Origin of the sequence: Pseudoalteromonas sp. K222D (genome assembly GCF_017653575.1) — a bacterium.
Taxonomy (GTDB): Bacteria; Pseudomonadota; Gammaproteobacteria; order Enterobacterales; family Alteromonadaceae; genus Pseudoalteromonas; species Pseudoalteromonas nigrifaciens.
The window spans coordinates 77,301-91,528 of sequence record NZ_JAGGDL010000009.1; the positions used below are offsets into that span (position 1 = coordinate 77,301).

Annotated in this window: 15 protein-coding genes; 6 read left to right on the forward strand and 9 right to left on the reverse strand. The window is 40.2% G+C overall.

The window, feature by feature from the left end; translation table 11 throughout:
- Positions 1-59: 59 nt before the first annotated feature.
- From hemL to J5X91_RS06980, 4 genes are all read right to left on the reverse strand, one after another.
- Positions 60-1,340, reverse strand: a complete 1,281-nt coding sequence (hemL, locus tag J5X91_RS06965; protein WP_011328912.1) for a glutamate-1-semialdehyde 2,1-aminomutase — start codon at positions 1,338-1,340, stop codon at positions 60-62.
- Positions 1,341-1,376: 36 nt separating this feature from the next.
- On the reverse strand, positions 1,377-2,393 hold the full coding sequence (locus tag J5X91_RS06970; protein ID WP_011328911.1) for an aspartate carbamoyltransferase: 1,017 nt from the start codon (positions 2,391-2,393) through the stop codon (positions 1,377-1,379).
- Positions 2,394-2,510: 117 nt separating this feature from the next.
- Positions 2,511-2,945, reverse strand: a complete 435-nt coding sequence (locus J5X91_RS06975; protein WP_011328910.1) for a CopD family protein — start codon at positions 2,943-2,945, stop codon at positions 2,511-2,513.
- 16 nt (positions 2,946-2,961) lie between these two features.
- Complete coding sequence (locus J5X91_RS06980) at positions 2,962-4,644, reverse strand: chloride channel protein (protein ID WP_058373927.1); 1,683 nt, start codon at positions 4,642-4,644, stop codon at positions 2,962-2,964.
- Between the two features lie 253 nt (positions 4,645-4,897).
- Here J5X91_RS06980 and erpA point away from each other — a divergent pair, with 253 nt between their 5' ends.
- Entirely contained in the window at positions 4,898-5,236 is a 339-nt protein-coding gene (gene erpA, locus J5X91_RS06985; protein WP_011328908.1) for an iron-sulfur cluster insertion protein ErpA, read from the forward strand.
- A 315-nt stretch (positions 5,237-5,551) separates the two neighbouring features.
- Here erpA and J5X91_RS06990 read toward each other — a convergent pair whose 3' ends face one another.
- The gene (locus tag J5X91_RS06990) at positions 5,552-5,740 is read right to left on the reverse strand and encodes a hypothetical protein (protein WP_011328907.1); all 189 of its coding nucleotides are present in this window, start codon (positions 5,738-5,740) and stop codon (positions 5,552-5,554) included.
- 394 nt (positions 5,741-6,134) lie between these two features.
- On the opposite strand from J5X91_RS06990, the gene J5X91_RS06995 reads away from it, so the two are divergent.
- On the forward strand, positions 6,135-6,374 hold the full coding sequence (locus J5X91_RS06995) for a helix-turn-helix transcriptional regulator (RefSeq protein WP_011328906.1): 240 nt from the start codon (positions 6,135-6,137) through the stop codon (positions 6,372-6,374).
- 88 nt (positions 6,375-6,462) lie between these two features.
- Here the strand turns inward: J5X91_RS06995 and J5X91_RS07000 are convergent, their stop codons facing one another.
- From J5X91_RS07000 to J5X91_RS07015, 4 genes are read right to left on the reverse strand one after another with little or no spacing between them, the layout of a single operon-like run.
- Positions 6,463-7,842 carry an MFS transporter gene (locus J5X91_RS07000; protein WP_208834311.1) on the reverse strand — a complete coding sequence of 460 codons (1,380 nt, stop codon included), beginning with the start codon at positions 7,840-7,842 and terminating at the stop codon, positions 6,463-6,465.
- A 50-nt stretch (positions 7,843-7,892) separates the two neighbouring features.
- Positions 7,893-8,513 (reverse strand): peptidylprolyl isomerase, encoded by a 621-nt coding sequence (locus J5X91_RS07005; RefSeq protein WP_011328904.1) that lies wholly within the window; start codon positions 8,511-8,513, stop codon positions 7,893-7,895.
- Positions 8,514-8,515: 2 nt separating this feature from the next.
- Complete coding sequence (locus J5X91_RS07010) at positions 8,516-9,076, reverse strand: YajG family lipoprotein (RefSeq protein WP_182678696.1); 561 nt, start codon at positions 9,074-9,076, stop codon at positions 8,516-8,518.
- Positions 9,077-10,225, reverse strand: coding sequence for a methyltransferase (locus J5X91_RS07015; protein ID WP_208834312.1), 1,149 nt, complete (start codon positions 10,223-10,225; stop codon positions 9,077-9,079).
- A gap of 43 nt (positions 10,226-10,268) precedes the next feature.
- Between J5X91_RS07015 and J5X91_RS07020 the strand changes: the two genes are divergently transcribed.
- The 4 genes from J5X91_RS07020 (at position 10,269) to J5X91_RS07035 (ending at position 14,226) form a co-directional block, all read left to right on the forward strand.
- Positions 10,269-10,859, forward strand: a complete 591-nt coding sequence (locus tag J5X91_RS07020) for an alpha-ketoglutarate-dependent dioxygenase AlkB (protein ID WP_208834313.1) — start codon at positions 10,269-10,271, stop codon at positions 10,857-10,859.
- Between the two features lie 62 nt (positions 10,860-10,921).
- Positions 10,922-11,227: a BolA family protein gene (locus J5X91_RS07025; RefSeq protein WP_011328900.1), complete on the forward strand. Its 306-nt coding sequence runs from the start codon at positions 10,922-10,924 to the stop codon at positions 11,225-11,227.
- 116 nt (positions 11,228-11,343) lie between these two features.
- Complete coding sequence (gene fabV / locus J5X91_RS07030; RefSeq protein ID WP_208834314.1) at positions 11,344-12,537, forward strand: enoyl-ACP reductase FabV; 1,194 nt, start codon at positions 11,344-11,346, stop codon at positions 12,535-12,537.
- Between the two features lie 345 nt (positions 12,538-12,882).
- Positions 12,883-14,226 carry a Na(+)-translocating NADH-quinone reductase subunit A gene (locus tag J5X91_RS07035; protein WP_011328898.1) on the forward strand — a complete coding sequence of 448 codons (1,344 nt, stop codon included), beginning with the start codon at positions 12,883-12,885 and terminating at the stop codon, positions 14,224-14,226.
- Positions 14,227-14,228: the final 2 nt, after the last annotated feature.

The window sequence follows — 14,228 nt, forward strand, 5'->3', positions numbered from 1 at the left end:
TACAAGACATAAAAAAAGCCCGTTAGGGCTTTTTTTATTGGCTGAATAAAACTGATGTTTTACAGCTTAGCAAACGCGCGCTCTGCGGCTGCAATGGTATCTTTTATTTCTTGCTCGTTGTGCGCTGCACATACAAAGCCTGCTTCAAAAGCAGAGGGGGCTAAGTAAACACCTTCTTCAAGCATCAGGTGGAAAAAACGTTTAAAACGCTCTAAATCACACTCAGTAGCTTGTTTGTAAGTTGTTACTTTTTCAGCATCAGTAAAGAAAAAACCATACATGCCACCGGCGTAATTAGTGGTTAATGCAATGCCTGCTTTTTTAGCACCGGCTTCAAAGCCTTCACAAATTGCTTTACTGGTTGCTTCTAGTTTTGCATGTAAGCCTGGCTCGCTTAATAACTCTAGCGATTTTAAACCTGCAGCCATGGCAATTGGGTTACCCGACAATGTACCCGCCTGATAAACAGGGCCAACCGGTGCAATATAATCCATAATTTCGGTTTTGCCGCCAAAAGCGCCAACTGGCATGCCGCCGCCAATTACTTTACCTAAACAGGTTAAGTCTGGTTTTATATTGTAGTAGGCTTGTGCGCCGCCAAGTGCAACTCGAAACCCGGTCATTACTTCATCAAAAATAAGTACCGATTTGTATTCGTCACAAACGTCGCGCAAACCTTCTAAAAATCCCGGAACCGGTGGGATACAGTTCATGTTACCAGCAACAGGCTCAACAATAATGCATGCAATTTCGTCGGCATATTTAGCAAAAATAGCTTTCACTTCATCTAAATTATTAAACGATACAGTAAGCGTATGCTTTGCAAAATCTTCAGGAATGCCCGGTGAATTAGGCACGCCCATAGTCAATGCGCCAGAGCCCGCTTTAACTAATAATGAGTCGGCATGGCCGTGGTAACAGCCTTCAAATTTAAGTATTTTATCGCGGCCAGTAAAACCACGCGCTAAGCGAATAGCGCTCATGGTGGCTTCTGTGCCTGAGCTAACCATACGTACTTTTTCGATTGATGGTACTAGCTCTTTTACTTTTTCAGCCATTAAAATTTCGGCTTCGGTAGGCGCGCCATAACTTAGGCCGTTTTCTACCGCGTCGTGTACTGCTTGTTTAATTGCAGGGTGGTTATGGCCCATGATCATAGGCCCCCAAGAGCCAACATAATCGATATAGCGATTACCATCGGCGTCAAATGTAAACGCACCCTCAGCTTTAGTGATAAATAGCGGTGTGCCGCCTACACCATTAAAAGCACGTACTGGTGAATTTACGCCACCAGGAATAGAAGCTTGAGCGCGTGCAAATAAGTCTTGGCTAATTGTCATGAAAAATCCTATTGTTTTGTCACAAAAAAAGTGGGTTTAGCTATCGCGTTTGCGGCTAAACCAAGGTACGTCTACTTCATACTGCTCGACTTTGTTTTCTACGCCGAGGGTTAAAGCAAACAGTGCCATACGAATTAATACGCCATTTTGTACTTGGCGAAATATAGCTAAATTGTCATTTGCGTTTAAGTCGTTATCTAGCTCGTTGGCTTCTAGGCGACTATCGCGTGGTAGCGGGTGCATTAACACTGAATTAGGTTTGCAATGTGCAGTGTAAATTGATTGACTAATTCTAAACCCACCACGGTATTTGTTGGCTTCTTCTTGCGAAGGAAAGCGCTCTTCTTGAATACGCGTTTGATAAACTATGTCGGCGGCTAAGTTACCTTCCATTTTGTTTACCAATTCAATTTTATGACCTGCATTATCTACTGCATCTAATATATAGCTAGGCATTTGTAGACCATCGGGTGCAACCATCGAAAATTTCACGTTTTTATAGTGGCATAATAGTTTTGATAAAGAGTGCACAGTGCGACCATATTTTAAATCGCCTACTAGTGCAATGTGCATACCATCTATGTTTTGCTCAAAACGGTTAAGCTCACGCTCAATGGTTAATAAATCGAGCAGTGCTTGAGTGGGGTGCTCGTTAGGGCCATCGCCACCATTAATCACAGGGATTGAGCAGCCTGTTGCAAATTCACTTACCGAACCTGCATCGGGGTGGCGCATAGCGACAGCATCGGCATACGCCGAAATAACACGGGCGGTGTCGTAAAGCGACTCGCCTTTAGCGAGCGCTGAGCTTTGCATGCCGGTTGTTTCGCGAACGAGTCCGCCGAGTAAGTTAAAAGCGGTGCCAAAGCTTACGCGTGTGCGTGTGCTAGGTTCAAAAAATAAGTTGGCTAAAATGGCACCTTCTAGCACGTTAGTACGCTTTTGTTTTTTAGCGTAGGGTTCCATTTTTTTAGCTACTGCAAATATACGTTCAATACAGTCTCTGTCGAGTTGATTAACTGAGAGTATATTTTCACCTTGGAAACTTAACATGGGGTTATTCCTACTTATTCAAAAAGGCGCGATAATCCTTAAAGGAGCACGCAATCGCGCATATTATAGCAAAGTTACTTAGCTAGTTGGCAGAGTAAATTACCTAGAAACATTTTATTATAAACTGGGTTTTATTACCGCCAGTGCCACTATTATTAATAGTGCTATAACGGGTAACTCATTAAAAATACGATAAAAACGGTCACTTTTAGTGTTACGGTCATGTTTAAAATCAGCTAAAAGCTTAAAACAGTAACCATGGTATAGGTATAAAATAATTACTAGCACTAGTTTATAATGCAACCACATGCTGTACTTAAACCAATCGCGGCCATATTCAACTATAGTGAGTACACCAAATACCGCGGTTAACACGGCAAACGGAGTGACAAAAAAAAGCAGCCTACGTTCCATTACTTTAAGCATAGAGTTGCATGCCCTTTCTTCGCTCATAGCGTGGTACACAAATAACCGTGGTAAGTAAAAAATACCGGCAAACCAGGCAATCATAAAAAATATATGCAAGGTTTTGTAAATTAATAATGCGCTCATATTACCCTCATTTTAATTAAAGTAAGCTGTTACGAATGGTTAAAATATGATGGATTTGATCCCAACGTAATAATCCCATAATTTGTTGATTATCTAATAAGTTATATACATACAATGCGCCACTGCGCTTATCATTTAATAGCTCAAAGGCATCAGCTAAAGTGGCTTGGCTGCTAATACCGGCCAAGCTAATATAGCTAAGGTTAGTTGCTTGATCCGACATTAAGCTCAAGTCATATTCAGCCAATCGGTAACCATTTTCTTCATCGAATACAATTAATGGGGTTTGGCTGTCCATCGCATCAAGGGTGTTTTTTATTTGCTGTTTATCGTCGGAGTAAAGCAACTTAAAGTCTTCATCCATTTCATCCATTACCCCTACTTTTTGTAGTGCCTCAGTAGCGGGAGATACCTGGTAAGGTAACTCTTGAAAATCCAGCTGTTGTAAAAATATCGAGCGATTACCAAACACTTGCAGCGCGGTAACATAAGCGGTGGTAATAACTATCATTGCAGGCACTATTATTTCTGGAGACGAAGTGAGCTCCATCACTGTGGTTAAAGCCGCAAGCGGTGCATGCAGCGTTGCTGCTAATAATCCTGCCATGCCAAGTACACCATAAGTGCCTGCTATATCTGTACCTGGGCTAATAAACTGGGCAAAAAAGGCCATTAAAGTACCAATTAAAACCCCCAGCCCTATAACCGGTCCAATTAAACCACCGGGAATACCCAAACCTATCGCAAATAATGTGGCGAGTAATTTAGCAATTAAAATAGTAGTTAATAATTGCATGTCTTCAGGGGATTCAACCGCAATAGTAATCGCACTCATACCCGAACCCATAGCTTGGGGGACGGTATACGCAATTAAGCTGGCAATACAGCCAGCAATAAGTAAGCGAGGAAACATGCTAAGTGGTTTAAACGTTTTAATAATTAACATTAAGTTTTGATTAAAACTATAGGCTATTGCGCCCAGCGCCATGCCACACAGTATTAAGTACGGGTAATGCCAGCCACTTAACGGAGCAATGCTTATAAGTGCTAACTCTGAGCCTTCGCCAAATACAAATTGGGTTGCTAAAGCGCCAGTAACAGCTGCAAGCATAATTGGCACAAATATATGTACTTTGTATTCTCGAAGTACTACTTCCATTACAAAAATAACCGCTGCTAACGGCGTGTTAAACGAGGCGGCAATACCAGCTGCAATGCCACAGCCACTAAGGGTACGCATGGCATTATGAGGTAAGTGCAGTTTAGTTGCTAAGATACTTGCCCCAGTTGCACCTAAATGCACCGAAGGTCCTTCGCGCCCCACCGAAAAGCCGCTGATCAGGGCCAATGCACCACCAACAAATTGGTTTAGGGTGTTATACAGTGGCATTTGCCCGTAATGGCGTTTAATACGATGAATTACAAACGGAATACCCAAGCGATAATGTTTAAAGCCAGTAAAAGCCGCAAAAAGCGCAATTAAGAGTGCCGCAATAAGGGGCATTAATACGCGTTCTAAAGTGGGGAGGGTGGTAAAGTCGTCGGGAGTTTCTAAAAATATACTTTGAAAAAAAAGAATCGTTAAGCGAAATAAAATAATAAAAAATGCAGCTATTAATCCGGCACTTACGCCTAATAAGCATAATTGTACGGATGTTTTAGGTTTGGCTAATCGACGCCTGAGTTGCTCAAGCCACATGCTTTATTTCCCCGCAGCATTTTTCAGCGGTCATTTTAGCAAAAGCCACTCGCTAAGTCGTTGTGATTTTGTAAAATAATTACATTTATAGAAAAGTTAACGTTAAAATACGCAAATAAGCGATGCTGGACTCAATATTTAGGTTTAGTTTGCTACTAACAGCAGCGAGTGCCTGCAACCTTTATCTTACTATACTTGATTAAAACACTCGGGTATTAGATAATCACGGCATTACGATATTGAGGGTTTTAAAATGTCTGAAGAATTACCAATTAAGTTCACTGACGCGGCAGCCGATCGTGTTAAACAGTTAATCGATGAAGAAGAAAATCCAGAACTTAAATTACGCGTATATGTAACGGGTGGTGGTTGTTCTGGTTTTCAGTACGGTTTTACCTTTGATGAAAAGGCCAATCCAGGTGATTTAGAAATCGTCAAAAATGGCGTGATGCTGGTGGTTGATCCGATGAGTTTACAATATTTAGTAGACGGTGAAGTTGATTACACTGAAGGATTAGAAGGCGCACGCTTTTTTGTAACTAATCCTCATGCAACTACAACTTGTGGTTGTGGTTCAAGCTTTACTATTTAACAAGGGTCTGTTGATCTTTTAAGGTTAAATTTGCAGCAGTCTGTTTGGTGTTTAGGCAAGGCAGAGCCTATGTGGTGTGGTTATTCCCCATAAATAGGCGATAACGTAGCATCAATGCCAAACAGGCGCTGCCCGAAGGGTTCTGCCTAGGGGCAATTAACTCTTTGTTGCTCGGTTTTTACTTAGCCCACTAGGTTACAAACCTAGCGCCGCGATTAAATTGCCCCTAGTTGGAACAAATATTAACCCGCAAAGGTCAACAAACCCTGGGTAAACAATAAAATATTAAAGCCGCTTTTGCGGCTTTTTTAATGCCTAAAATTCGCTAGGAGTGAATTCGGTTATTTGCATCATTAATATAAAAAAGCCAAGTACAAAAGTAGAAAACGCGAGTATATATACAAAGCCTCTTTTGCCTTTTTTAATAGGCACACCATGGTGGCGAAGAAAAAAACACCAGCCTAAGCACAGTATAATAGGAAGTAAAAAAAGTAGCCTGAACATTATTTAGCCTTTTAGGGTGCTCGTTATTGATTAAGCATAAACATGTAACACTAAAATGGAACAAAATTGTTACAAATATTTATTAATGGTTTAAGCTATCTATTCAGGCTTGGTAAATATATATTCATTATTTAACCTGTGCCGAATGTAATTAGCCATTTTACCAATGAGTTAATAGTATACAATATATAAGAATGAGACGGGCAAAATTTCATTCACCACCACAATAAGTAATTATTATTTATAGCGTTTTTTAGCTCACAATGAGTAATTAGTAATTAGTAAAGCTGAGTTGCAATCAATGCCCAATTAGGCTGTTGTGTAGTGTAATCACTGAGCGTTATTAATAAATTGCATCAATTAGTATTTACACCGCATTAAGTAGGAGATGTACATGATGGGTAAAACAGTTTCATCAGAAGAAAATGCAAAACTGACCAAATGGCTTAAAAGTAAACGTCATGACAAAGGGCATACAATGCGCAGTTTAGCGCAGTTATTGGGTACACCACATTCGTTTATTGGCAAAATTGAAAACCAAGAGCGCCGCTTAGATGTAATTGAATTTGTGCGCTACTGTAATGCACTCGAAGTTGATCCGCATGAGGCATTAAACTTACTTAAAGTTGATTAATAGCCGCAAGTTACTTGGCATATTTTAATGCACCTTTAAATATGCCAAGTAAATAATTTATTTTAAGTATTTAGTTTAAGTATTTAGTTTAAGTATTTTGGTGATAATTACGCTCTAGCTGATACAGTTTATGACGAATTAAGTATAAAAATATCAACGATGGCAACACCATTAATGCAGTAAGAATAAAAAATAGCGACCAGTTACCCGCCAGCCAATCATCTATTACTACCCCACTGTAACTCGACAGTAAAGTACGCCCTAAATTACCCAGCGACGCAAGTAACGCATAATGTGTTGCACTAAATGCTCTATCGCATAGCATAGATATAAATGCCACCATAGCTACTAGCGACCATGCCTGAGTAAAACCATCAACCACAATAGCCATGGCGTATAAATGCTCTTGTGGGCCGGCAAGTGCAATCCAAGAAAACATTAAATTAGATGCCGCCATTGCCACACCACTAATAAATAAGCCTTTAACAATGCCGTATTTATGATTAAAAATACTGCCTAAAAAGGCAAATACGATGGTAATTAATCCGGTGCCTAGCTTAGAGTAATTGGCTATTTGGGTATTACTAAAGCCAACCTCTTTATAAAATACAATCGACATGCGAGCTAAAAACGCTTCACCAATTTTAAATAAGAAAATAAATGCAAGCAGTGCCAACGCGGTTTTAACGCCATTTTTAGCAAAAAAGGTTTTAAACGGATCAACCACAGTAACTGCAAGCCAAGCGAGTGTTTTAGTTAATGGTGTTTGCTTGCTGGCGGCAAGTTTTTCAAGGTATATCCGCTCAAGCTCAGCGTGCACTGCTTCGCGGTTTGATTCAGGTTCTTTTGCCCAAAATACACAGCTCATTAGTAGCAGCATTATGGCGGATAAAAAGTAATATACTTGCGGCCAATCTATCGAAGGTATATCGGCCATATAAAACGGAATGGCCCCAAGTAGCGCATAACCCGACCACCAACCCGAGGTTGCCATGGCGGCGGCGGCGGTCGCTTTATGAGATTCATTTTCGCCAAGGGCGTCTATTCTAAAAGCGTCAATAGCAATATCTTGAGTGGCAGAGGCTATGGCTATTAATAAACAAAGTGCGGCGACGAGCGCTAAATTGGCTTTTAAATCAAGCCCAGCTAATAGCAGTGTGCCAAGTAAAATAAAGCTTTGGCAAAACAGTATCCAGCTTCGGCGTTGGCCTAACCATTTGTATAAAAAGGGTAGTTTGGTACGATCAATTAACGGCGACCATAAAAAGTTAATGCTGTAAGCGCCAAACACAATGCCAAATAAGCCAATCATACTGCGGCTTAAGCCTTCGTCTTTTAGCCATGCCGACATTACAGAGCCAATCAGCACCCATGGAAAACCACTACTCATACCAAATATAAAAATATTGATAAGGCGTTTGTCTTTAAAATAAGAAAAATATTCGCGAATAGAGAGTGTTTTGCTCATAGGGCCTTCATTGGCTTTAACACAGAGCAGCTAGGCTGCTCTTTTAATAGTTACAGGGGAACTTGTTCAAGTAATTTAATATTTAAAATGACTACAGGCTCTTTGGGTACAAAGTCGTAGCCAATTTTTTCGTTAAATCCGGTTTTTACCGCCATAATTTTATCTAGCGTGTCGTAGCCGTCCATTACATTGCCAAATACCGCAAACCCCCATTCTCTGCCAGGGTTTAAATGGTCGTTATCGTCCATATTAAAAAAGAATTGGCGCGTTCCTGAATGAGGTTGACGGTCTTGATACGCCATAGCTATGCTATACATATCGTTTTTTAAGCCATTACCGCTTTCGTTAAAAATAGGATCGTTTTCGTGTAGTCCATCGTAGTCTTTATCGTAGCCGCCACCTTGAATAACAAAGTCACGGTCGTTTTCTACATCACGCTCAATACGATGAAACACACTGCCTTGATAGCTTTTATCCATTACGTAGGTTAAAAAGTTATTTGCAGTAATGGGGGCTTTAGAGCGGTCAAGCTCAATCACTATGCTACCCAGTGAAGTGACTATTTCAACACGCGGAAAAATATTATCTTTTTGTACAAAACGGCCTTCTTGAGCAGCAAGCGTAGTGGTACTAAAGAATAGGCTTAAGCAGATTAAAAAAAGTCGTTTCATTGTTAACCTTCTAAAAATTCTATTAATTCAGGGTCAGATACAATGCGGGTAATAATTTGCTCAGTCAACTTATTAAGCTGACCTTCTATTTTTGCTCTGTCGTGCCCCAGTGGCCCTGCTAAATTAGCATTGCCTCGGTATACTTTGCTAAAGTTACTGGTAGCGCGAATAACACGCACGCCAAACTCTATAGAAGCCGCGCTGGTGTGGCTCATTAGTTTTTCGGTAACAACTGCTTGCAAAGCATGAATATCTACTTCAAAGCGCACCGTGGCTAAGTTAGAAATGCTGGCACCGTTACGACTTAGGGCGCTGTCGAGCGCACTTTTTACTGAGGCTGTAATACCATGGCTGGCAAAAGTTTTAGTTTTGTCAGACTCTATAAGTTTTAAGGTGGCAGTATCGCCTCTTAAATCAATTACACTGGTACTTAAGCTGTTGTTGATTGAACTTATTTGCCCATTTTTATAAACAGGATTAAGTATTATCTGATTTGGCTGATTACTACATGCAGGCAGTGCCAAAAACACCAACCAAGGTAAAAGGTATTTTATAATTTGCATTTATAACATTCCGGTATTTTTTGTGGCACTAAGTACAACAAACTTTTTGTTAGAACCTAGTAGCTTGCAGTTACCAAACATACGGTTTAGTTTGTCGTGGTAATCTAAATGACGGTTACCAATAATACGCAATTCGCCACCTTCTTTTAAAGTATCTTTTGCTTCTTTAAACATTTGCCATGCAATGTGGTCGGTAACCGCTTGAGCTTGATGAAATGGCGGGTTACATAGCACCATATCAACACTGTCGCGCTCAAATCCCGATAAACAGTCATTTTCAACAAATGAACATTGCTCATATTTAGCTTCCATATTGAGCTCTACATTCAAGCGTGCCGATTCAACGGCCATATACGACTCATCAACAAAAGTAATATTTGCATTTGGGCAACGCGATAATGCCATTAAACCCACCACGCCATTACCACAGCCTAAATCAATAATGCTTTTAGCTTTATTGGTTTCTGGTAAGTAGTTAAAAAAGAACCGTGCGCCAATATCTAATGAATCACGCGAAAACACATTTGCATGGTTACTAATAGTAAAGTCAGTGCCTTCAAGTGGCCAATTTACCGGAAAATCAGCGGCTTTATACCCACCTTGTGCGTGGCTTATAATTAAGCGTGACTTTTTAACCGCTAAACTTGTTTTTGTTTCGCCAATAAACTGCTCAAACGCTTTAATTGTTGAATTATGCACATCTTTTGTTTTTGCCGCGGCAATAACAGGCGTTCCGGGTGCAAGCACTTCGCTAAGCTCAGACAGTTGATACTGTAAAAAGCCTAATGTGCGTGGTACTTTAATAAGTACCAAATCAACTTGTTCAGGTAAAGCCGATAAACTATCGAGCTGGCTAAAGGTAATAGCAGATATTTTATTCTCTGCTAAGTTATAAGCTGCTGCTTGGTGGCTAATATAAGAGTCGTTTACTGAACAAACAGTTAATTGCTTGTGGCTAAAATAACAAGAAAGCGCGCCAAAACTATCATTTAAAATCAGCAAAGAGCGACAATCAGGATGATGTTCGCTAACATAGTCGATTAAATATTCGTCGGCTGAATCCCAAGCTTGTAAGCTGCGGTTTTTTTGATCCAAAGGAAAGCGTTCAAGAGTAAAGGTTTTATCGCCGAGCTGTGCTTGCATGGTCATAATAGTTTAGTGATCAGTAATCAAATGATAGGTAAATTCTAACATGCAACGGCCAAACGCCAACCCCCAACTGTTACCAAATGGCTTTTCTTATCAAAGTAGGGCGCTTAGTGCACAAAAAAGCCTCGATTTGTTCTACTATTTACAGCAAAACCTGTGTTGGCAGCAGCCTAATGTTACGGTTTACAATAAAACGGGGCCAATTCCTCGGCTGCAGTGTTTTATCAGTGAAAACAATATTGAGTATGGTTATTCTCACAGTAAGTTAATAGTAGAGCCTTGGCCTGATGTTTTACTGGCGATGCGCAAACGTTTAGAGCGGCATTTAAACCAGCCATTAAATTCACTATTAGTAAATTATTACCGCGATGGTAACGATACTATGGGGTGGCATAGCGACGATGAAGCAGAGCTTGGCCATCAACCTACTATCGTTTGTATATCGCTTGGGGCTGAGCGAGTATTAAAACTAAAACACAAAGCTAGCAATAAAGTTACTAATTTAAAGCTCCGTAGCGGCAGCTGTTTAATTATGAGTGGCAATAGTCAGCGCGACTATCAACACGCTATTGCTAAGCAAACTACCTTGGCTCATCCGCGAATAAGTTTAACCTTTCGCTTGATAAAGCGTTAGCCATTAGGCTTAGCAAGTTGCTATAGTGGGCTTATAAATAAGTAACAATAATGGTTTATGTCATGCAGCAACAAATTCAACAAAAAATCAGCGATGCAATTGCCTGTAAGCATTTAAATGTAATTAACGAAAGCCATATGCACAGTGCTGGCAGCGACTCGCATTTTAAAGTGATAGTGGTTAGCGAAGAGTTTGCTGGTAAGCGCTTATTACAGCGCCATCGCGAAATTAATGAAATTTTAAAAGATGAATTAGCCAATCATATTCATGCACTGGCTATTCATACTTATACGCCAGATGAGTTTGCTGAACATAATGGTGAAGCGCCTGATTCACCCAATTGTATGGGTGGCTCTAAGTCAGCTTAAACAATTAATAGCGATTTGATTGATGTTTACACTCAAGATTAACTGATCAGATCAGTGTTTTTAGTATTAGCCTTTAAACTAGCGCTAATTTTTATTGTAAAGATATAGGATGATCAATGGTCATTAAGCCTAAAATTCGTGGATTTATCTGCACCAATGCCCACCCAGTGGGCTGTAGCGAACATGTTCAAGAACAAATTAATTATGTAAAGCAACAAGGTGCATTAAAAAATGCGCCTAAAAATGTATTAGTTATTGGTGCCTCTACAGGCTATGGCCTTGCATCGCGTATTACTGCGGCGTTTGGTGGCGGTGCTAAAACATTAGGTATTTTCTTTGAAAAAGAAGGCACTGAGCGCAAAACGGGTTCTGCAGGTTGGTACAATACAGCTGCATTTCAAAATGCTGCAGACGAAGCAGGCCTTTGGTCAAAAAATATTAATGGCGATGCGTTCTCAAACGAAATTAAGCAAAAAGCAATTGATACTATTAAAGCCGATTTAGGCAAAGTAGATTTAATTATTTACAGCTTAGCGTCTCCGCGTCGTACCGATCCTAATACCGGTGAAGTGTTCTCATCTACGCTTAAGCCAATTGGTAATGCAGTTACGACTAAAAATCTGAATACCTCAAAGCGTGAAATTGATGAAATAACCGTTGAAGCGGCAAACCAAGATGATATCGACAATACTATTAAAGTAATGGGCGGTGAAGATTGGGAAATGTGGATTGATGCACTAAAACAAGCCGATGTGCTAGCCGATAACTTCAAAACCACTGCTTATACCTACATAGGTAAAGAGCTAACATGGCCAATATACGGGCATGCAACGATTGGTAAAGCAAAAGAAGATTTGGATCGTGCAACGGCTGCTATTAAAGCTTCGACTAGTGATTTAAATGGCGAAGCGTATGTATCGTCACTTAATGCGGTAGTAACACAAGCTAGCTCGGCTATTCCTATTATGCCTTTGTATATTTCTGCTTTATTTAAAGTAATGAAAGCCGATGGCACCTACGAAGGTACTATTGAGCAAATACAGGCGTTATTTAGCGAAAACTTATACGGCGACACGCCACGTTTTGACGAAGGCGGTCATTTATTCCAAAACTATAAAGAGCTAGAAGATGACGTACAAGCACGTATTCAAGCTATTTGGGATAAAGTAGATACTAGTAGCATTGATGAACTAACCGATTATGCTGGTTATCATAATGAGTTTTTACGCTTGTTTGGTTTTGGTATACAAGGCGTTGATTATGAGCAAGAGGTTGACCCTGTTCAGCCTATTGCGAATATGATTGACTAATCAATTGTACAAAACAGTTTGAAAAGTCGCCTAGTGCGACTTTTTTATTACTGATTTTTTTATAAAAATAATGTTTCTTAGTAAACGTACAACTTTGGTCTAGCTTGAATTTTATTAAATAGCTACATCAAGCGTAAATAAGTCTTTCTCTGGTATAATTTTTATAAATACACTCGCATAGTGTTGCACAATGATGTTAAAATCATAGCAATATGTGAGGAGTTTTACTGCGTTGCTTGTTTAGTATTTATAGCAAGTTAGTTTTACACAACTTGTTATAGTTAATATGGCGACGTGGTTGATACGATTTTTCAGTTTCTTTCCGTTAATGTAGTGCAAGTGCGTATGATCAATATAAAAAAAGGTCTGGACTTACCCATAGAGGGCGCTCCTCAGCAAGTTATTCATGATGGTTCTACCGTCAAACGTGTAGCTGTGCTAGGTGAAGAATTTATCGGTATGCGTCCAACCATGCATGTTCGTGTGGATGACCAAGTGAAAAAAGGCCAGGTACTTTTTGAAGATAAAAAGAACCCAGGTGTATTATTTACTGCTCCAGCTTCTGGCACAGTAAAAGAAATTAATCGTGGTGCTAAACGTGTACTGCAATCTGTTGTTATTGAAGTTAACGGCAGTGAGCAAATCACCTTTGGTACTTTTTCTGATGCCGAGCTTTCGAGCTTAGATCGTGAAAAAGCCAAAGAAGTACTTATACAGTCTGGTCAGTGGACAGCACTTCGTGCTCGCCCATTCAGTAAAGTAGCGGCAGTGGATGCAAATCCTAGCTCTATTTTTGTGACCGCAATCGACACTAATCCACTTGCTGCAGATCCTGCGGTAATTATTGCTGAAAATGTGCAAGCATTCGAAGCAGGTTTAGCTGTTGTGTCGCGTTTAACCGACGGTAAAGTATTTGTTTGTAAACAAGCAGGTAGCCAAGTTCCTAGCTCATCTATAGCTCAAGTAGAAGTACATGAGTTTGGTGGTGTGCATCCGGCTGGCCTTGTTGGCACACATATCCATCATCTTGATGCAGTATCTATTAGCAAGCAGGTTTGGCATATTGGTTACCAAGACGTTATCGCCTTTGGTCACTTATTCCTTACCGGTGAAATTTACACTGATCGTGTAATTTCTCTTGCAGGTCCTCGCGTTAAAAACCCTCGTTTAGTGAAAACACAATTAGGTGCTTCATTGGATGATTTAGTTGCTGGCGAATTAGAAGACGGTGATAACCGTGTTATTTCTGGTTCAGTATTGTCAGGTTCTATTTCAAACGGTGTTCATGCATTCTTAGGTCGTTACCACGTTCAAGTATCTGTTTTACTTGAAGGTCGCGAAAAAGAATTGTTTGGTTGGATTGCACCAGGTAGTGATAAATTTTCCGTAACGCGTACCTTTATTTCTCACCTTGCACCGAGTCGTTTATTTAAAATGACAACGTCAACAGGTGGTTCAAAACGTGCCATGGTACCAATTGGTAGCTATGAGCGTGTAATGCCGTTAGATATTTTGCCAACTCTATTATTACGCGACCTATTGTCACGCGATGTAGACAGTGCAATGTCATTAGGCGCGCTTGAACTAGATGAAGAAGATTTAGCGTTATGTACCTTCGTTTGTCCGGGCAAATACGAGTATGGCGCAGCCCTACGCGATTGCTTAACTACGATCGAGAAGGAAGGCTAGAG